Here is an 18,716-nt window from a genome sequence, read left to right on the forward strand (position 1 = left end):
CTAACCAATGGGTCCGGGGGTTTCCATCATCGAAGCGACAATCGCGCAGGCGCAGGACGGGATGCGGCTCGACCGGGCGCTGGCCGACCTGCTGCCCGACCTGTCGCGGGAGCGATTGAAGGCGCTGATCAACGATGGCCATGTCCGATCGACCGGCCAGTCGATCAAGATCGGCACGACCATCAAGGTCGCGACCGGCCAGAGCTTCGCCATCACCCTGCCCGCCCCCGTAGCGCTGGACAATGTGGCGCAGGATATTCCGCTCGCCATCGTGCATGAGGATGCCGACCTGATCGTGGTGGACAAGCCCGCCGGGCTGGTGGTCCATCCCGCCGCGGGCAATCTGGACGGCACATTGGTCAACGCCCTGCTGCATCATTGCCACGGGCAGTTGTCGGGCATTGGCGGTGTCGCCCGCCCCGGCATCGTCCACCGCATCGACAAGGACACGTCCGGCCTGCTCGTCGTCGCCAAATCGGACAAGGCCCATGACGGGCTGGCGCGCCAGTTCAAGGATCACAGTATAGAACGACTCTATGCCGCTATCGTCTATGGCCACCCCCTGCCCGGCTCCGGCACGATCGATGCCTGGCTCGGCCGATCCGACGCTGATCGAAAGAAGATGGCGGTTCATCGCGAAGGACGCGGCAAACATGCGATCACCCATTATCGCACGATCGAACGACTGCGCGACGCGGCCATGGTGGAATGTCGGCTGGAAACCGGCCGCACCCATCAGGTCCGCGTCCATATGCACCATATCGGGCACCCCTTGATCGGTGATCCGGTTTACGGTAGAGAAAGAAAAGGTTTCAAATCAATACTGGAAACACTGGGTTTCAAAAGGCAGGCATTGCACGCCAAAAGCCTGGGGTTCATACATCCGGTAACGGACGAACGGCTTATGTTCCAAAGTGCACTCCCTGCCGATATGCAGGAACTGTTAAGCCAGCTCCACGTATAGACATGAACAAGTTTGCGACGGTGGTTCGGACGCCTCTTCTGGGTCCCGCCGCGCATGAAAGGGAAAGGTGAAGCGACATGGCCAAGACGAGCAATGTCCCCGCGGTTCCAGCGCTGGGCGGTGAAGCCAGCCTCAACCGCTATCTGTCGGAAATCCGCAAATTTCCGCTTCTGACCCCAGAGCAGGAATATATGCTCGCCAAGCGGTATGAGGAGCATCAGTATCCTGAGGCCGCAGCCCAGCTGGTAACCTCGCATCTGCGTTTGGTGGCAAAGATTGCGATGGGCTATCGCGGCTATGGCCTGCCGGTCAGCGAACTGATCTCCGAAGGCAATATCGGCCTGATGCAGGGCGTCAAGAAGTTCGAGGCTGATCGTGGCTTCCGCCTGGCGACCTATGCCATGTGGTGGATTCGCGCCTCGATCCAGGAATTCATCCTGCGCAGCTGGTCGCTGGTCAAGATGGGCACCACCGCGTCGCAGAAGAAGCTGTTCTTCAACCTGCGCCGGATGAAGAACAATATCGAAGCGTTCGAGGATGGCGACCTCAAGCCGGAGGACGTCACCAAGATCGCGACTGACCTTGGCGTATCCGAACAGGATGTCGTGTCGATGAACCGTCGCATGGCGATGGGCGGCGACACGTCGCTCAACGTCCCGATGCGCGAGGATGGCGACGGTCAGTGGCAGGATTGGTTGCAGGACACTGATCCGTTGCAGGACGAGCGCGTCGCTGACGAACAGGAACGCACCCAGCGCCATGAAATGCTGGTCGAAGCGATGACCGACCTCAACGACCGGGAAAAGCACATCTTGGCCGAACGGCGTCTGGCCGAAGAGCCCAAGACGCTGGAGGAACTGAGCCAGGTCTATGGCGTGTCGCGTGAGCGCGTCCGCCAGATCGAGGTGCGCGCTTTCGAGAAGCTGCAAAAGGCGATGATGCGGATTGCAGGCGACAAGCTCAGCCAGATGGCCCGCTTCGCCGCCGCCTGATCGGTCGGAAAGAAATTGAAAGGACGTCGGGAGCGATTCCGGCGTCTTTTTTTGTGGCTTCCCCGCTTGAGCGGAAGCCACCGGGCGCGTTACGCTGGCGGCATGACCGCCAAACCCGCCTCCCCCCGCCGCCGTTCACGCTGGATCAGCATTCCGTTCAAAATCCTGATCGGCTTCATCATCCTCTCGTTGCTGATGGTGACACTCTACCGTTTCGTGCCCCCGCCGGTGACGATGACCATGTTGCTCGACCCCAATGGCATTACCAAGGACTGGATGAGCCTGGACGAGATCGACCCCGACATGGCGCGGGCGGCAATTGCGGCGGAGGATGGCAAATTCTGCACCCATCATGGTTTCGATGTCGACGCCATCGCCAAGGCAGCGATCCATAACGCCAGTGGCGGCCGGGTGCGCGGCGGATCGACGATCAGCCAGCAGACGGCCAAAAACGTGTTCCTGTGGCAGGGCGGCGGTTTCGTCCGCAAGGGGTTTGAAGCCTGGTTCACCATGTTGATCGAGGCGATCTGGGGCAAGCGGCGGATCATGGAAGTCTATCTGAACGTCGCGGAGACCGGCATCGGTACCTATGGGGTTCAGGCGGGCGCGATCCGCTATTTCAAACATGGCGCCGGACGCCTGACCCGCGGCGAGGCCGCCCGCATCGCCGCGATCCTGCCCCTCCCCAAACGCCGCGCCGCCGTAGCCCCCAGCGGCTTTACCCGCCGCTATGGCAACACCATCGCCGCCCGGATCGGCGCGGTCCAGCGCGACGGGCTGGATGGGTGCCTCAAATGAAAAAGGGCGGGAATTGCTCCCCGCCCTTTTCATTTATCGGTTGATCGGTCGGATCAGAAGCCCACGATCAGCGAAGCACTGATCGCACGTGGCGAACCGAAGTTCACAAATGCCGACGACGAACTGGCCAGCGTGTCCAGACCGCCGCTGAACGAGCCGACATAGAATTTGTCGAACAGGTTGCTGACGTTCAGCTGGATCGCGCCCTTTTCCATGCCGAGGCTGGCGAGCGAGTAGCGAATGTCGAGATCGACGATTGTGTAGGCCGCGAACTTGGCACCGGGGAAGATCAGCCTTGTGGTCGTACCAGTGGTGACGCTCTGAATCTCGCCATTGATGTCGTTGAGATAGCGCGAACTGGTCCGCTTGGCCTGAACGCCCATGGTGAGGTCGCCCAGATTGGCCTGCATACGGCCACCAAACAGATATTTCGGCGCTTCACGCTCGCGCTTGCCCGATGTGCGCAGATAGGCGGTCCCATCCTGCACATAACACAGCCCCGCCAACGCAATGTCGCTGGTCGCAGCACAACTGGACGTGATGGCGTCGTTCTGGATTTCCGACTTGATGTAGGAACCAAACACATAGGCCGTGAACTGTTCGATCGGGCTGTAGGAAATGCTGGCATCGACGCCATATTTCTTCACCGGACCAAGGTTCGCGGTCGTGGCATTGCCGTCAATGTCATAAGCGGTGATCAGACGGTTCTTATATTCCGAATACCAACCGGTGACAGCGGCCTGCACCTTGGCGCTGGTATAACGTACGCCGGCGTCAAAGCTGTCGGACGTTTCGGCGACACGCTTTGCCTCTTCGCTGCCCGCCGGGAAGGAGAAGGCATTGTAGAGCGCGTCGGTGCTGGGAACCGAAATATTCTTGGCATAGCTGCCTGCGAGGCTGATTTCCGGCGTAATCTTGAGGGTTGCACCAAGATTAGGCAGGAACTTGTCATATTTCAGCTTGCGCGCCTGCGGCAATGCCGATCCGCTGGCCCGGCCGGTCGTGCTGTTAAAGCTATACGGATTGGCGGCGGTATAGGCCGCAATCTGATCGCTCGGCACGCAGTTGACGAAACCGCCAGTGCTCGTCGTGAAACAATTTTGGTTCAGGTCGCGCGTGAAATAAGGAATGCGGCCACCGATAAGAACGGTCAGATTATCGTCAAAAAACTGGCCGCGATATTCACCCGCGATCTGGTGCAGCGTCGCATAGGACAGACGATCACGCTTTTGCAGCACATTGCCAGCCGCGTCGGTCAGGGGATCGTTGATCGAGAACACATCCAGCGGCGTACCACCGGCGTCCAGAGCGCCCGCTGCACCCGTCTGACGATGACGCGCACGGTCGTAGCTGTACGATAAACGTACGCGATTGCTATCGTCGATTTCATAGGCAAGGTTGGCAATGCCAATCCAGCGACGCGTGTTAGTCTGGCTGGGCTGGAGCACAGTTACCCGGCCAATCGCGTTATCCCCGTTCAAGTCACGGCCGAAATAGAACTGGCCATTATAGTTGCCAGTGAACAGCTGACCACCAGAAGTGAAAAAGCCTTCGTTAGCGCTGGTCGTGCCTCCGCCATTCGCCTTGACATACTGATAGGCACCATCAACCGAGAAGGTCAAACGTTCGGTGAGGGTAAACTTCGAGTTCAAACGAACATTGCCAGTATTGGACGGGTTGAAGCGCCGTTCAAAATCAGTGCCGCAGGAATTGGGCACGCTGGTCTGGCTGACCGTGCAGGGGTAGCCGCCAGAGATATTGTAGAAGCGGCCGGACTTGTCCCCCGTGAAGGCGTTGGCGCGGAAAGGGGAACCGCCGAAATTGTTACGGTTCTGGTTGTAGTGACCAGCGATCGACACGAAATCGCCATCGTCGCCGATATCCTGCCAGATCTTGGCATTATATTGCTGCTTATAGACATCGCCATAGTTCGCATAGGCAGCGACGTTTTTCGCGCGCGAGGCAGAGAACCACGCCTTGGTGCCATGACCGGTCAAATCGCCCGTATTGACGACCCCAAACATACGGAAATAAGGACGATCGCCCGAACCATTGGCAACGATGTTGCCATAGCTGACGCTCGCGAGGACGCCATAATCATCGCTGGGTTCGAGCGTGTTGATGTTGACAGTGCCACCGACCGCCGCGGCGGTCGGGCTGTCCACATCGGTAGAACCGAGATTGACGTTGACGGTTTCGATCAATTCGGGATCGACTTGCTGATTAGTGTAAACAGCATAGTTGCCAGAATCGTTGAGCGGGATGCCATCAAACGTCTGCGAGATACGATCGGAGCCGAAACCACGGATGGTGAAGTTACCGCCGCTGGAACCCCAGGGATCGTTGTTGGTGAAGCTGACGCCCGGTACGAGGTTGATGATTTCGTTGACCGACTGGCCAGGGCGCTGTGCCTGGATGATCTCCTGGCCCAAAACCACCTTTGCTTTGGGTGAGTCAGGGATCTTGATCCCACCAACACCTTGGTCGATGCGCGCACCGGTGACGATGATGCTATCTTCAAAGTCCGACGAGCCGGTCGACTGGGCGAAGGCGGCGGTGGGAGCGGCTACGGCGATCATCGCGGCGCTGCACATCAGAAACTGTTTCATATGACCCTTTGTCCCTTGTTCAGGAGCGGCGCTGGCGCGCCCTGCTGTTATGCTCTTGCAAGCCGGAGCCGCCTGTGACGGCCTCTGGCGACGGCCCTGTGATGCTATGGCTGCACTTTTGTTACAATGTACAACAGGCCATGTCACAGGTGCGAACAAAGCGGCAGTTTGGCATGCCGGACGAGGGGTAATACAAGACTATATCATTGTTTTATATATATTTTATGGCAAATTTGAGTGGCTATTTAACGGTGGTGCAATTTTGCAACGCAGCAGGAATATTTGTGCCATCGCGAAAATGGCTAAAGAAAAAGGGCCGACGGTTGCCCGTCAGCCCCTTTTTCAGCCTAGTGCCGTGCCTGAAATCAGGCGGCGTCCTCGGCTCGCTTCGCGCTTTCGCTGAACACGCGAATCGGTTCCTTCTTGCCGGCGACCACATCCTTGTCGACCACGACTTCGCCCACCCCCTGCATGGAGGGCAGGTCGAACATCGTGTCGAGCAGGATCGCTTCGAGGATGGAACGCAGCCCGCGTGCGCCGGTCTTGCGCTCGATCGCCTTCTTGGCGATCGCGACCAGCGCTTCGTCGGTGAAGCTGAGGTCGACATTCTCCATCTCGAACAGCTTGCCATATTGCTTGACCAGCGCGTTCTTTGGCTCGCCCAAAATCTTGACCAGCGCCGACACGTCCAGATCTTCCAGCGTCGCGATGACCGGCAGGCGGCCGACAAATTCGGGGATCAGACCGAATTTCAGCAGATCTTCCGGCTCGCTCGACCGCAGCAACTCGCCGGTCTTGCGTTCTTCGGGCGCGGCTACATAGGCACCGAAACCGATCGACTTGGCTTCCAGACGGTCACCGATGATCTTTTCCAGACCAGCAAAGGCGCCGCCGCAGATGAACAATATGTTGGTCGTGTCGACCTGCAAAAATTCCTGCTGCGGATGCTTGCGCCCGCCCTGGGGCGGGACGGAGGCGGTCGTGCCCTCCATCAGCTTGAGCAGCGCCTGCTGCACGCCCTCACCCGACACGTCGCGGGTGATGGAGGGATTTTCCGCCTTGCGGCTGATCTTGTCGATTTCGTCGATATAGACGATTCCGCGCTGCGCCTTCTCGACATTATAGTCGGACGCCTGGAGCAGCTTGAGGATGATGTTCTCCACATCCTCGCCGACATAGCCCGCTTCGGTCAGCGTCGTCGCGTCGGCCATGGTGAAGGGCACGTCGAACGTCTTGGCCAGCGTCTGCGCCAGCAAAGTCTTGCCGCAACCAGTGGGACCGACCAGCAGGATGTTGGACTTGGCCAGTTCGACCTCGCCCGGCTTGCTGCCATGGTTCAGACGCTTGTAATGGTTATGGACCGCAACCGACAGGACACGCTTCGCCCGGTTCTGGCCGATGACATAATCGTCCAGAACATCGCAGATTTCCTGCGGGGTCGGCACGCCGCCATCCTTCTTGCCGACGAGACCGCCCTTGGTCTCCTCGCGGATGATGTCGTTGCACAGCTCGACGCACTCATCACAGATGAACACGGTCGGCCCAGCGATCAGCTTGCGCACTTCATGCTGCGACTTGCCGCAGAAGGAGCAATAGAGCGTGCTCTTGGAATCGGAGCCGGTAAGCTTAGTCATTCGCCAATCTTTCTTCCCTGCCGGTTCAACAATCACCAAAACCGCATTCCGGCGCGGGTATTCTGGTCCATATTCATCCTAGACCGTGGCGCGCCGGTTTCACAAGGGGTGAAAATAGCGCGCCCCGGTAAAGATGGGCTTTAAGTGTCGCTGGCTTCGGGCAGCGCAGGACGCTTGCTGAACACCTCATCGACCAGACCAAAGGCCTTGGCCTCATCGGCCTCCAGGAAGGTATCGCGGTCCATCGCCCGCTCAATCTCTTCAAGCGGCTTGCCGGTATATTCGACATAGAGGTCGTTCAGGCGACGGCGGATACGCAGGATTTCCTTGGCCTGGATCTCGATATCGCTCGCCATGCCCTGCGCGCCGCCCGATGGCTGGTGGATCATGATCCGGGCATTGCCGAGCGCAATGCGCTTGCCCGGCTCACCGGCGGCGAGCAGGAAGCTGCCCATCGACGCGGCCTGGCCGATGCACACGGTGCCGACCTGGGGCCGGATATATTTCATCGTGTCGTGGATCGCCATGCCCGCCGTCACCACGCCACCGGGCGAGTTGATGTACATCCAGATGTCCTTCTTCGGATTTTCCGATTCGAGGAACAGCAGCTGGGCGACGATCAGCGAGGCCATGTGATCTTCCACCTGGCCGGTCACGAAGATGATCCGTTCACGCAACAGGCGCGAGAAAATGTCGAAGCTGCGCTCGCCACGGTTCGACTGCTCGATAACGATAGGAACCAGCGCGGCCATGGGATCATGCATGATGTTGGTCATTTTGCTCTTTCAGTCAGGTGCTTTTGCCCGCCCCCTACATCGGTACAAACGGCAAATGGTTCAAGGGGGCGTGTGGGAAGGAAGCCGGATCAGTCGCGCCGGGCGAAGTCGGATGGCGCGCGAAAGCCGAGATAGGACAGCCGCCGCACCTCCCGCCGTCCGCGCACCACGGTATCGAGGATAAGGCCGCACATGCCCGAAAGGGTCGCCAGGATCATGAGGCCGGTGACAAGGATCGCAGTCGGGAAGCGCGGCACAAGTCCCGTATCCATATAGGTGACGATCAGCGGCGCGGCGAGGCCCAGCGCCAGCGCCGCCAGAAAGGCTGCAATAACGCCGAAGAACAGGATCGGCCGCTCGATGCGGTAGAGGGTGAAGATGGTGCGCAGGATGCGGAAACCGTCGCGATAGGTGGAAAGCTTGCTGACCGACCCTTCGGGCCGCGCGCCATAGGCGGTGACGACTTCGGCCACGGGCATGGCGAGTTCGAGCGCGTGGACGCTGATCTCGGTCTCGATCTCGAAGCCCGCCGACAGCACCGGGAAGCTTTTGACGAAGCGGCGGGAAAAGACGCGATAGCCCGACAATATGTCGGTGAAACTGCGCCCGAACAATTGCTTGAGCAGGCTGGTCAGCGCCCAGTTGCCCAGGCGATGGCCGGGGCGATAGGCTTCCTCGGCCTGCGACTTGCGGCACCCCACCACCATGTCCAGATTATCCTCCAGCATGGCGGCAACCATCGCAGGGGCGGCGGCGGCCTCATAGGTCGCGTCGCCATCGGCCATGATATAGATGTCGGCGTCGACATCGGCGAACATGCGGCGCACGACATGGCCCTTGCCCTGCTGGGTCACGCGGCGGACGATCGCGCCAGCCCCCCGCGCCAGATCCCGGCTGCCGTCGCTGCTGTTATTGTCGAACACATAAATGTCGGCATGGGGCAGCGCGCGGCGGAAATCCTCCACCGTCTGCACGATCGCGCCTGCTTCATTATAGCAGGGCAGGATCACCGCAATCCGCGGGACTGCCAGCCCGCTGTCGCTGGTCATGGCGGGAAATTCCTTCATCGGCCTTACGATCCTGCTGCTTTCCGTGCCGAACGGCATGGACCGACAGGGTTAATATTTCCTCTGCCATGCCGCCTGTGAAATGAAAAGCGCCCGTGCCTCCTGTCGGAAGCCGGGCGCTTTTCATAGCTTGTCAGCCGGACTTATTCAGCCTTGGCAGCGGCCTTTTTGGGAGCGGCCTTCTTCTTGGGCTTTTCCTCGGCAGCGGCTTCGGCGGCGGGCGCTTCGGCTTCCGCCTCGGCAGGGGCAGCCTTCTTGGCGGCGGCCTTCTTCGGCTTGGCGGGGGCTTCCTCGGCTACCGCTTCGGCTTCGGCGGCGGGTTCAGCAGCCGCCTTCTTCGCTGCGGCCTTCTTCTTGGGCTTTTCGTCATGGTCATGGCCGCAGCCTGGACCATGGACATGGGGCTTGATGTCGCCATCTTCGGCTTCGATCGCCGCTTCCAGCTCTTCCTTGGTCACGGCGCGGTCGGTGACTTCGGCCTTGTCGAACAGGAAGTCGACGACCTTGTCCTCGTACAGCGGCGCGCGCAGCTGGGCTGCGGCCATCGGGTCCTGACGGACATATTGCACGAAGCGTTCACGGTCCTGCGGACCATATTGCTGCGCGGCCTGCATGATCAGGCGGTTCATTTCCTGGTCGCTGACGGTCACGCCGTTGGCCTGGCCGATTTCGGAGAGCAGCAGGCCCAGGCGAACGCGACGCACCGCGATGGCGCGATAATCCTCCTTCTCGGCTTCCATTTCGGCGATCGCCGCAGCCGGATCTTCCTCATGCGTCGCTTCATGCTGAAGCTGCTGCCAGATCTGCTCGAACTCGGCTTCGACCATGCTCGGCGGCACGTCGAAATCATGGGCGGCGGCCAGCTGGTCGAGCAGCTTGCGCTTCATGTGGGTGCGGGTCAGGCCGTTATGTTCCTGCTCGATCTGGCCCTTGAGCAGATCCTTGAGCTGGTCGAGACCTTCCAGGCCCAGCAACTTAGCGAAGTCATCGTCCAGCTTGGGCTTGTCGCCGTCCAGAATCGACTTCACCTTGATGTCGAAGGTGGCGAGCTTGCCGGCCAGATGCTCCGCGCCATAATCTTCGGGGAAGGTCACTTCGATGATCTTCTCTTCGCCCTTCTTCACGCCGCCCAGCTGCTCCTCGAAACCGGGGATGAACTGGCCTGCGCCGAGCTTGAGCTTAACGTCCTCGGCCGCGCCGCCCTCAAAGGCTTCGCCGTCGACCTTGCCCAGGAAATCGATGACCAGCGTGTCACCGTCCTGCGCGACATGATCGTCGCCCTTTTCTTCCAGCGCGCCCTGCTGCGTGGCGATGCGGCCAGCGGCCTCATCCACCTGTGCGTCGGCGACTTCGACGGTCAGCCGTTCCAGCTTGATGCCATCGACACTGGGTGCCGCGATTTCGGGCAGCACTTCCAGCGCGACCTTGATTTCGGCGTCCTTGCCGAATTCAAAGCCTTCGTCCAGCTCGACCGAGGGCTGCATCGCGGGACGCAGCTTCTGGTCGGCGATCAGTTTCTGGATGCTTTCCTGAATGCTGTTGTTGAGCGCGTCGCGCTGGAGCGCTTCGCCATGCATTTTCTTGACGAGATTGGCGGGCACCTTGCCAGGGCGGAAGCCGGGCATCCGCACCTGCGGGGCCATGGCCTTCACTTCCTTTTCCACTCGCGCGTCGATATCCTTCGACGTGATGGTGACAGTGTAGGCGCGCTTAAGGCCCTCGTTCAACGTCTCGACAGTCTGCATCTCTTCTCTCAAACGCTTTCTTCAGCTGAATTTCGATGGCGCTGCCGCGGGCGGCATACTGGTGCGGGCGAAGGGACTCGAACCCCCACATCTTGCGATACCAGAACCTAAATCTGGCGCGTCTACCAGTTTCGCCACGCCCGCATCGGTCGCCGGTCGGCGCGGCATAGAGAAAAGCGTGAGCAAGGGCAAGGGATAGTGAGTCGGGCGACGGAACCGGCGCGATGGCCTATGCGTAACCTGTTCATTCCCTAGCAGAGAGAGGCAGACATGGCCACCCAGCCCGACCCCAACAGCCCCGACGGCGTACCCCCGCCCGACATCATTGACCCACAGTCGCCGGATGAAACCCCCGCGCCCGCGACTCCGCAGGAATTGCCGGTAAGCGAACCGGACGAGATCACGCCGGTCGGCCCCGATTATGACCAGCCCGACAGCGCGCCTGCGGAAGTGCCGCCGGACTGACCGACGAATGTGTCGCCGGACGCGATATATCCACAACTTATATGCCCGGTGGCGGAACCTTTTTGTTTGATCGTTAAAATATGGCCACTCCGCCGCTGGACAGACCCCTGCAAGCATGATTGAATTGTGACAGATAGAAAACATGGAGAGGCGCGGCTGACAAAATAGGGGGTCAACGTGCATCGGGTTCGCGCGAAACTGGAATGGTTCAAAACCGTCATCCTGCCACAGGAAGCCGCGCTGCGTGGCCGCTTGCGACGCATATTGCCGTCCACCCATGAACTGGACGACATGGTCGCTGAAGTCCTGGCCCGCGCCTATGCCACGGAAAACTGGGAAAATGTGACGACGGGCCGGGCCTATCTCTTCACCATCGCCCGCAATCTCGTCATCGACACGGCCCGCCGTAACAAGGTGGTCAGCTTTGAAACCATGGCTGACCTGGAACTATTGGGCGGCGAAAACACGATCGAGGCACAATTGCACGCCCGCGAAGCCCTTCGTCAGGTGCAGGTCATCGTCGAGTCGCTGCCCGTCCAATGTCGCCGGGTCTTTATTCTTCGCCGCATCCACGAAAAATCGATGCTGGAAATAGCGGAGGAGATGTCGCTATCCGTTTCTACTGTTGAAAAACATCTGGCCAAAGCCATCGCGATAGTTATGCGGGCCTGGGCAGAACGTGAGGAAACGGATTTCGAGCGTGCAGGGGTCGGGGCCAGAATCAAGCTGCGGGACCAGGGCCGCGATCGAAGCGGAAGCAGCGCGCCTGCTGGCCAGGCTTAACAGCGACCCCAGCCCGCAGGACGAAGCCGACATTTGCGAATGGGTCGAGGCTGACCCAAGCCACGCCGTTGCCTTCGCCCGCGCCGAAGCCGCCTGGGAAGCGGCAGAGCGGCTGAAAAGCGCCGCCGCCGACGTCACCCTGCCCCCAATGGCGCAGATCGTCAGCGAAGAACAGCAGCGCCGCCTGTCGCGCAACATCATGGTCGCCGCCGCCGTCGCGGTCATGCTCTTCATCGTCGCCGCCATCGTCACCGTCCGCACTTTCAGCGGAGTCGAACGATTCCAGACCGGCATCGGCCAGATTCGCGACATCGCGCTGGAGGATGGATCGACCCTCCACCTCAACAGCGACAGCGAAGCCGAAGTCCGTTTCACCGACAATGGCCGCAAGGTCCGCATCCTGAAAGGCGAGGCATCCTTCGACGTCGCCCGCGACGCCGAACGCCCGTTCGACGTCGAAGCGCGGTCGGCCGTCATCCGCGCGGTCGGCACCGCCTTCAACGTGCGGATGCGCCCGTCGATCGTCGAACTGACCGTTACCCATGGCACCGTCACCGTCCATTCGGGCGATAATGTCCAGAAGCGGGTCAGCGCAGGCAGCGGCGCGGTGATCCAGCCGCGCACCATCGCCCTCACCCGGCTGGACCCCCGACTGGTCGGCCAGCGCACCGCCTGGCGCGAACAGATGGTCGAGCTGGACGGCGAAACGATCGAGCAGGCGACCGGCGAATTCAACCGCTACCGCACCGCCCCGATCCTGATCGGCGACACCCGCGTATCGGCGCTGCGCATCGGCGGCCGCTTCCGCATCAGCGACAGCCGCGAGTTCCTCTCCGCCCTGCAGCTGAGCCTCCCCATCCGCGCGGTGACTGGCGAGGACGGATCGGTCATGCTCCTCTATCGCGACGATGAGCCGGACATGGTGGAGAATGAGGTCGGGTTGTGAGGGTTGGCAAAATCCTCCCCTGCAAGGGGAGGGGGTTGAATGGAGGCACGTGACTCCATTCAACCAGCGTAGCTGGTGGTGGAGGGGTGTCGCCCTCTCGATAGCGCGACACCCCTCCGTCAGGGCTGCGCCCTGCCACCTCCCCTTAAAAGGGAGGATGTGGTGGGTGAGCGCCAATCGCCCCTACCCCAGCAAATCCCGCACCATGTCCGGCACCAGCACACTGGCCGGGCCAAGCCGCGTTTCCTCGAAATAGTAACTGCCCGCCGACGGATCGAGATTCAGCTCCAGCGTCCGCGCGCCGACATGGCGGGCGGTCTGGACGAATCCTGCCGCGGGATAGACCGCGCCTGATGTCCCGATCGACACGAACAGGTCCGCGCGGCGCAGCGCAGCATCGATCGCGTCCATCTCATAGGGCATTTCGCCAAAAAACACGATGTCGGGCCGCAGCTTGGCTCGCCCGCAGCCATCGCAGATCGATCCGGGCGGTAGCGGTCCGCTCCACGCCACCGCCTTGCCGCATCCCACGCACAGGGCGGACCGCAGCGCGCCATGCATATGGATCAGCCGCTTCGCCCCGGCCCGTTCATGCAGGTCATCGACATTTTGCGTGACGATCAGCAATTCTCCCGGCCACGCCCGGTCGAGCGCTGCCAGCGCCTCATGCGCGGCATTGGGTGCGACCTCGCCCAGCTTCGCCCGCCGCTCATCATAGAAGCGATGCACCAGCGCCGGATTGCGTGCGATCGCCTCTGGCGTGCAGACATCCTCGACCCGATGCCCCTCCCACAATCCGTCCGGCCCGCGAAAGGTGGCAAGCCCGCTTTCGGCGGAAATGCCAGCGCCAGTCAGGATGACGATATTGTCTATGTCCAGCTTCATGTCGCCAGCCTAGCCAAAGCCCGCCGCCAACGCCATGGTCCTGCTTATCGAAGTCTTTACCCCGCCCGCGATAAACCCCAGCGTCCTAGTAAAGCCGGAACATGATCCCATGCGTTTTGCCCTGACCCTGCCCCTGTTTGCCGCCATCGCGCTGCCGCAGCCCGCCTTGGCGCAAGTGGCCGTCGCCGATAGTGGCGATACCGGCTGGATGATCCTGTGCGCGCTGCTGGTGTTGCTGGCCGCGCTGCCGGGGCTGATGCTGCGCCATGCGGGGCTGGTCAATGTCCGCAACGCTTTGTCGGTGATGACGCAGGGCGCGGCGGTGGCGGCGGTCGTGTCGCTGGTCTGGGCGATTGCGGGTTATTCCATCGCCTATGCACCGGGCAGCGCCTGGCTGGGCGGCGGCGCGAACCTGTTGCTCGCCAATCTGGGGCAGTTGCGGGAGGGGATGACGGTGCCTGAATCCGCCTTCGTCCTGTTCCAGATGGCGCTGGCGCTACTCGCCGCCTGCCTGCTGACCGGCGCGGTGGCGGAACGGGCGCGGCTGGGCTGGCTGATCGGCTTTGCGCCGCTCTGGCTGTTGCTGGTCTTTGCGCCTGTGGCCCATGCGGTCTGGGGCGGTGGATGGCTGGCGGACATGGGTGTGCTGGATTTTGCCGGCGGGCTGGTGGTGCATGGCGTCGCCGGTTTTTCCGCGCTGACGCTGGCGCTGATCGCCGGGCGGCGGCGCGAAGCATCCGATCCCGGTCACTCGCCGGTGCTGAGTCTGGCAGGCGGTGCCTTGCTGTGGATCGGCCTGTCGGGCGTGGTCGGCGGCTGGGCATTGGGCGCGACCGATGACGCCGCGACCGCTATCCTGAACCATCATTTCGCCGCCTGCGCCGCTGCCCTGGTCTGGGCCTTGCTCGACCGGCTGCTGGGCGCGCGCACCAGCGCCACCGGCGTTCTGAGCGGCGCTCTGGCTGGCATCGCCGCCATCTCCGCCAGCGCCGCGCTGGTCGGCACCGGCGGCGCGATGATGATCGGTGTCATCGCGGCACTGGTCTGCCGTCTTGGCAATGGGCTGGCCGGTCGCTGGATCGACGATCCGGCGGGCATATTCGTCGTCCATGGGCTGGGCGGGCTGACCGGCATCCTGCTGCTCCCCGTCTTTGTCCTGCCGCTGCTCGGCGGGGTCGGCTATGAAACGCCGGTCAGCCTCAGCGCCGCGCTGCTCAGCCAGGGCATCGGCCTTGTCGTGGTCGCGCTGTGGGCAATGATCGGCACCGCCATCGCCGCGCTGATCGTGTCGATGGTCGTGCCGCTGCGCGTCAGCGCGCAGGAGGAAGCCGATGGCCTCGACACCGCCCAGCATGGCCAGCAGGGCTGGGATTTCCGCTAAAACGCCATGCCCGTCGCAGTCGCCATCTTCGCCCATCAGGAAGAAAAGCGCATCGCCGCCTGCCTTGGGTCGCTGCCGCTCGACCGGGCGGACACGATGTTTCATGTGCTGGTCAACGGCACGACCGACGCCACCGTGTCGCGCGCGACCGCAGCGGCGGGCGGACGCGCCAATGTCATCGTTCATGACATCATAGCGGGCGGCAAGTCGCGGACGTGGAACCATCTGGTCCACGACCTGCTGACCGGCGATGAGCAGGCGGTCATCTTCATGGATGGCGATGCGGAGATACAGGCCGGGTCGATCGACGCGCTGGTCGCGGACCTTGCCGCCCACCCCCATGCCAATGCCGCTGCCGGGATGCCGGTCAATGGCCGTATGGCGGAGACCTATCGCCGCGATTTGCGCACGCAGGGCGGATTGTTCGGCGATCTCTATGCGCTGTCGGGCGGCTTTGTCGCCGCGATCCGCGCGCGAAACCTGCGCCTGCCCGACGATCTGATCGGCGACGACGGGCTGGTCGCGGCCTGGGCGCATAATGATTTGCAGAAGGATAGCGGCTGGGACGTTTCCCGCGTGGTCGCCTGCGAAGGCGCGGGTTTCGTCTGCGAACAGGTCAGTTTCTTCCGCCCCTCGACCTGGCGGATGCAGTATAAGAGGCTGATCAACTATTCGGTGCGCTTCTTCCAGAACCGCATCGTGTCGGACATCATGACGCGGGAGGGACCCAACGGCCTGCCCCCGCGCCTCGCCAGCCTCTATCCCGACTGGCTCCCCCGCTTCCGCCCGCGCGGCGGCATCAGCGCCTGGTTCGACCGCAAGGCACTGGCCCGGATGCGGAACGCGGTTTAGAACGCGATGACTAACCCCTGATCCGTTCGTTTCGAGCGAAGTTGGGATTTTACCCTGAAGTCATCAGAATCTAGCGGTCCTTGCCCGCCAATTCCTTGTTCACGAACAGCGCGAAGCCGGTGACCACCGCGCCCGACAGCAGATAGGCGCCCGACGCGGCCAGTCCGAACTCCGCCGAAATCGCCAGCGCGACCAGCGGCGCGAAACCCGCACCCACCAGCCAGGCGAGGTCCGACGTCAGCGCCGACCCGGTATAGCGGGTGGCGGTGCGGAAGTTGGAGGCAACCACGCCCGATGACTGGCCAAAGCTGAGGCCCAGCAGGATGAAGCCCAGCACCATGAAGGCAACCTCGCCCAGATCGCCGCCATTGAGCAGCAGCGGCGCAGCGACGGCAAAGAAGCCGATGCCGACCGCCGAATAGCCCAGCAACCGGCGGCGCCCGATCATGTCGGCGACGAAGCCCGACACGATGATCGCCAGCAGGCCGACGCAGGCGCCGATCGCCTCGATCACCAGAAAGCGCTCCAGCGGCTGGTCGGTGTAAAGCGCGATCCATGACAGCGGGAACACGGTGACCATGTGGAACAGCGCGAAGCTGGCGAGCGGGGCAAAAGCGCCGATAACGATATTGCGCCCCTCGCTGCGGATGGTCGGGATGACCGGCGAAGGCTGGAGTTCGCGCGTCTCGTACAGCCGCGAAAATTCCTCCGTCACGACGATCCGCAGCCGGGCGAACAGCGCGACCACATTGATCGCGAACGCCACGAAGAAGGGATAGCGCCAGCCCCAGCTCAGGAAATCGGCGGACGACAGGGTGGACAGGAAGAAGGCGAACAGTCCCGCCGCCACGATCAGCGCCAGCGGCGCGCCCAGTTGCGGCATCATCGCATACCAGCCGCGCTTGCCTTGTGGCGCGTTGAGCGAGAGCAGGGACGCCAGCCCATCCCATGTGCCGCCCAGCGCCACCCCCTGCCCCGCGCGGAACAGCGCCAGCAGCAGCGCCGAGCCGTGACCAATCGTCGCATAGCCGGGCAGGAAGGCGATCGCCGCGGTCGATCCGCCCAGCAGGAACAAGGCGATGGTGAGCTTCACCCCCCGGCCATAGGCCCGGTCCACCGCCATGAAGATGAACGACCCGATCGGCCGGGTGACAAAGGCCAGCGCGAAAATGGCGAAGGACCAGAGCGTGCCCATGAGCGGCGACAGATAGGGAAAGACATGGGCGGGAAAGACGATGCAGGATGCGATAGCATAGACGAAAAAGTCGAAAAACTCCGACGTCCGCCCGATGATGACGCCGATGGCAATCTCGCCGGGCGCGATCTTCTTGCCACCATGTGCATGAAGATTGCGCACGTCATGTTCCGCCTGCGTTTCGTTGGGCGTAGTCGTCGCGGATGTCATGGCGTGGAACGGGCCTTCATGCTGCGGGAACGATTGTCCGCCGCACTTCGTTGCACGGCGAATCACCCCTTGGTCAAATAGAGCCATGCCCTATTTCGCAGCCGCGCAGGGATAGGACAAAAGGTCCAATGTCGCCCCGGTAACTTCCTGACTAGACGGAGGCCATGATCGCTCGTCAGCCCGCCAAAAGCCGCGCATTTCTGCGCCGATTCACGCCCCTGCTGCTACTGCCGCTGGGTGCGTGCAACTGGGTGGTGATGGCCCCGTCCGGCGATGTTGCGATGCAGCAGCGCGATCTCATCCTGATCGCCACCGTCCTGATGCTGCTGATCGTGCTGCCGGTGATGGCCACCATCGCCTGGTTCGCGTGGAAATATCGGGCCAAGGCGCAGGCGGCGGACTATGATCCCGACTGGGACCATTCGACCAGCCTGGAACTGCTGATCTGGTCCGCGCCGCTGCTGATCATCATCGCGCTGGGCGCGGTCACCTGGACCAGCACCCATCTGCTCGACCCCTATCGCCCGATCGAGCGACTGGACGCGCAGCGCAAGGTCGATCCTGCGGCGAAACGCTTGCAGGTCGAGGTGGTGGCGCTCGACTGGAAATGGCTGTTCATCTACCCGGAGCTTGGCATCGCCACGGTCAATGAGCTGGCCGCACCGGTCGACCAGCCGATCGAATTCAAGATCACCTCCGCCTCGATCATGAACAGCTTTTTCGTGCCGGCGCTGGCGGGGCAGATCTATGCCATGCCGGGGATGCAGACCAGCCTGCACGCGGTCGCCAACAAGCCGGGCAGGTTCGACGGCTTTTCCGCCAACTATTCGGGCGCGGGCTTTTCCAACATGCGCTTCAAATTCCACGCGATGGACCAGCGCGGCTTTGACCAGTGGGTCGCCCGCGTGAAGGCCAGCGGCACGACGCTCGACCGCGCCACCTATGTGAAGTTGGAACAGCCGAGCGAAAAGGTGAAGCCGACCTATTATGCCAGTGTCGAACCCCGCCTGTTCCACGCCGCGCTGAACATGTGCGTGCAACCGGGCAAGCGGTGCATGGACGCGATCATGATGACCGACAGCCAAGGCGGCGCGGGCAAGGAATCGGCCCGCGACACCGCTGGCCTGCGCCATGACGGCACCATCGACGTGGGCGGATATCACCCGGTCGAACCCGGCAAGAAGGGCGAGATCGCCCAGCCTGCGGGCATGACCCCAGCGGCAGAGCGCACGCCCGCCGAGCGGGGCAAACAGGCACCGGGGCAGCAGGATCATGAGGGACATGGGGGTGGTCATGGCATGTGATGTTCATTCCGCCCGCCGACACCCAATCCTCCCCTTGCAGGGGAGGTGGCCGGGCGTAGCCCTGTCGGAGGGGTGCCGCCCCATCGATAGCGGGACACCCCTCCGTCTGG

The 18,716-nt window shown here is 62.2% G+C and carries 16 protein-coding genes and 1 tRNA gene; 9 read left to right on the plus strand and 8 right to left on the minus strand.

Features of this window, described 5'->3' with window-relative positions:
- The first annotated feature begins 7 nt into the window (after positions 1-7).
- From EBBID32_RS17025 to mtgA, 3 genes are all read left to right on the plus strand, one after another.
- Entirely contained in the window at positions 8-964 is a 957-nt protein-coding gene (locus tag EBBID32_RS17025; protein WP_006961761.1) for an RluA family pseudouridine synthase, read from the plus strand.
- Positions 965-1,041: 77 nt separating this feature from the next.
- Positions 1,042-1,956, plus strand: a complete 915-nt coding sequence (gene rpoH / locus EBBID32_RS17030) for an RNA polymerase sigma factor RpoH (protein WP_006961763.1) — start codon at positions 1,042-1,044, stop codon at positions 1,954-1,956.
- A 102-nt stretch (positions 1,957-2,058) separates the two neighbouring features.
- On the plus strand, positions 2,059-2,754 hold the full coding sequence (gene mtgA, locus EBBID32_RS17035) for a monofunctional biosynthetic peptidoglycan transglycosylase (protein WP_006961765.1): 696 nt from the start codon (positions 2,059-2,061) through the stop codon (positions 2,752-2,754).
- A gap of 53 nt (positions 2,755-2,807) precedes the next feature.
- Here the strand turns inward: mtgA and EBBID32_RS17040 are convergent, their stop codons facing one another.
- The 6 genes from EBBID32_RS17040 to EBBID32_RS17065 all read right to left on the minus strand — a co-directional run bounded on the left by EBBID32_RS17040 (position 2,808) and on the right by EBBID32_RS17065 (position 10,729).
- A complete protein-coding gene (locus EBBID32_RS17040; RefSeq protein ID WP_006961767.1) occupies positions 2,808-5,363 on the minus strand; it encodes a TonB-dependent receptor in 2,556 nt (851 codons plus the stop codon).
- A gap of 365 nt (positions 5,364-5,728) precedes the next feature.
- Positions 5,729-6,997, minus strand: a complete 1,269-nt coding sequence (gene clpX, locus EBBID32_RS17045; protein ID WP_037491445.1) for an ATP-dependent Clp protease ATP-binding subunit ClpX — start codon at positions 6,995-6,997, stop codon at positions 5,729-5,731.
- Positions 6,998-7,137: 140 nt separating this feature from the next.
- Positions 7,138-7,773: an ATP-dependent Clp endopeptidase proteolytic subunit ClpP gene (clpP, locus tag EBBID32_RS17050; protein ID WP_006961771.1), complete on the minus strand. Its 636-nt coding sequence runs from the start codon at positions 7,771-7,773 to the stop codon at positions 7,138-7,140.
- 89 nt (positions 7,774-7,862) lie between these two features.
- A complete protein-coding gene (locus tag EBBID32_RS17055) occupies positions 7,863-8,840 on the minus strand; it encodes a glycosyltransferase family 2 protein (protein ID WP_006961774.1) in 978 nt (325 codons plus the stop codon).
- A gap of 143 nt (positions 8,841-8,983) precedes the next feature.
- A complete protein-coding gene (tig, locus tag EBBID32_RS17060) occupies positions 8,984-10,585 on the minus strand; it encodes a trigger factor (protein WP_006961776.1) in 1,602 nt (533 codons plus the stop codon).
- 59 nt (positions 10,586-10,644) lie between these two features.
- Positions 10,645-10,729 (minus strand) — tRNA-Leu (locus tag EBBID32_RS17065).
- Positions 10,730-10,855: 126 nt separating this feature from the next.
- On the opposite strand from EBBID32_RS17065, the gene EBBID32_RS17070 reads away from it, so the two are divergent.
- The 3 genes from EBBID32_RS17070 to EBBID32_RS17080 all read left to right on the plus strand — a co-directional run bounded on the left by EBBID32_RS17070 (position 10,856) and on the right by EBBID32_RS17080 (position 12,779).
- The gene (locus EBBID32_RS17070) at positions 10,856-11,050 is read left to right on the plus strand and encodes a hypothetical protein (protein ID WP_006961777.1); all 195 of its coding nucleotides are present in this window, start codon (positions 10,856-10,858) and stop codon (positions 11,048-11,050) included.
- 177 nt (positions 11,051-11,227) lie between these two features.
- On the plus strand, positions 11,228-11,833 hold the full coding sequence (locus EBBID32_RS17075) for an RNA polymerase sigma factor (protein WP_006961778.1): 606 nt from the start codon (positions 11,228-11,230) through the stop codon (positions 11,831-11,833).
- Positions 11,751-12,779: a FecR family protein gene (locus EBBID32_RS17080; protein WP_037491450.1), complete on the plus strand. Its 1,029-nt coding sequence runs from the start codon at positions 11,751-11,753 to the stop codon at positions 12,777-12,779. Before EBBID32_RS17075 ends, EBBID32_RS17080 begins: the two co-directional genes overlap by 83 nt.
- 183 nt (positions 12,780-12,962) lie before the next feature.
- Here the strand turns inward: EBBID32_RS17080 and EBBID32_RS17085 are convergent, their stop codons facing one another.
- Positions 12,963-13,664 carry an NAD-dependent deacylase gene (locus tag EBBID32_RS17085; RefSeq protein ID WP_006961780.1) on the minus strand — a complete coding sequence of 234 codons (702 nt, stop codon included), beginning with the start codon at positions 13,662-13,664 and terminating at the stop codon, positions 12,963-12,965.
- Positions 13,665-13,773: 109 nt separating this feature from the next.
- Here EBBID32_RS17085 and EBBID32_RS17090 point away from each other — a divergent pair, with 109 nt between their 5' ends.
- Together EBBID32_RS17090 and EBBID32_RS17095 are read left to right on the plus strand one after the other, a co-directional pair.
- On the plus strand, positions 13,774-15,045 hold the full coding sequence (locus EBBID32_RS17090) for an ammonium transporter (RefSeq protein WP_037491453.1): 1,272 nt from the start codon (positions 13,774-13,776) through the stop codon (positions 15,043-15,045).
- Positions 15,046-15,051: 6 nt separating this feature from the next.
- Positions 15,052-15,897 carry a glycosyltransferase gene (locus EBBID32_RS17095; protein WP_006961782.1) on the plus strand — a complete coding sequence of 282 codons (846 nt, stop codon included), beginning with the start codon at positions 15,052-15,054 and terminating at the stop codon, positions 15,895-15,897.
- 70 nt (positions 15,898-15,967) lie between these two features.
- Here EBBID32_RS17095 and EBBID32_RS17100 read toward each other — a convergent pair whose 3' ends face one another.
- Complete coding sequence (locus EBBID32_RS17100) at positions 15,968-17,302, minus strand: MFS transporter (protein WP_006961783.1); 1,335 nt, start codon at positions 17,300-17,302, stop codon at positions 15,968-15,970.
- 164 nt (positions 17,303-17,466) lie between these two features.
- Between EBBID32_RS17100 and cyoA the strand changes: the two genes are divergently transcribed.
- Positions 17,467-18,606 carry a ubiquinol oxidase subunit II gene (cyoA, locus tag EBBID32_RS17105; protein ID WP_006961784.1) on the plus strand — a complete coding sequence of 380 codons (1,140 nt, stop codon included), beginning with the start codon at positions 17,467-17,469 and terminating at the stop codon, positions 18,604-18,606.
- Positions 18,607-18,716 lie beyond the last annotated feature (110 nt).

Origin of the sequence: Sphingobium indicum BiD32, from assembly GCF_000382885.1 — a bacterium.
Lineage (GTDB): Bacteria > Pseudomonadota > Alphaproteobacteria > Sphingomonadales > Sphingomonadaceae > Sphingobium > Sphingobium japonicum_C.

Bases quoted from the DNA above. Each gene is read 5' to 3' on its own strand.
- EBBID32_RS17025 (WP_006961761.1), top strand. From the start codon at position 8: ATGGGTCCGGGGGTTTCCATCATCGAAGCGACAATCGCGCAGGCGCAG.
- rpoH (WP_006961763.1), top strand. From the start codon at position 1,042: ATGGCCAAGACGAGCAATGTCCCCGCGGTTCCAGCGCTGGGCGGTGAA.
- mtgA (WP_006961765.1), top strand. From the start codon at position 2,059: ATGACCGCCAAACCCGCCTCCCCCCGCCGCCGTTCACGCTGGATCAGC.
- EBBID32_RS17040 (WP_006961767.1), bottom strand. From the start codon at position 5,363: ATGAAACAGTTTCTGATGTGCAGCGCCGCGATGATCGCCGTAGCCGCT.
- clpX (WP_037491445.1), bottom strand. From the start codon at position 6,997: ATGACTAAGCTTACCGGCTCCGATTCCAAGAGCACGCTCTATTGCTCC.
- clpP (WP_006961771.1), bottom strand. From the start codon at position 7,773: ATGACCAACATCATGCATGATCCCATGGCCGCGCTGGTTCCTATCGTT.
- EBBID32_RS17055 (WP_006961774.1), bottom strand. From the start codon at position 8,840: ATGAAGGAATTTCCCGCCATGACCAGCGACAGCGGGCTGGCAGTCCCG.
- tig (WP_006961776.1), bottom strand. From the start codon at position 10,585: ATGCAGACTGTCGAGACGTTGAACGAGGGCCTTAAGCGCGCCTACACT.
- EBBID32_RS17070 (WP_006961777.1), top strand. From the start codon at position 10,856: ATGGCCACCCAGCCCGACCCCAACAGCCCCGACGGCGTACCCCCGCCC.
- EBBID32_RS17085 (WP_006961780.1), bottom strand. From the start codon at position 13,664: ATGAAGCTGGACATAGACAATATCGTCATCCTGACTGGCGCTGGCATT.
- EBBID32_RS17090 (WP_037491453.1), top strand. From the start codon at position 13,774: ATGCGTTTTGCCCTGACCCTGCCCCTGTTTGCCGCCATCGCGCTGCCG.
- EBBID32_RS17095 (WP_006961782.1), top strand. From the start codon at position 15,052: ATGCCCGTCGCAGTCGCCATCTTCGCCCATCAGGAAGAAAAGCGCATC.
- EBBID32_RS17100 (WP_006961783.1), bottom strand. From the start codon at position 17,302: ATGACATCCGCGACGACTACGCCCAACGAAACGCAGGCGGAACATGAC.
- cyoA (WP_006961784.1), top strand. From the start codon at position 17,467: ATGATCGCTCGTCAGCCCGCCAAAAGCCGCGCATTTCTGCGCCGATTC.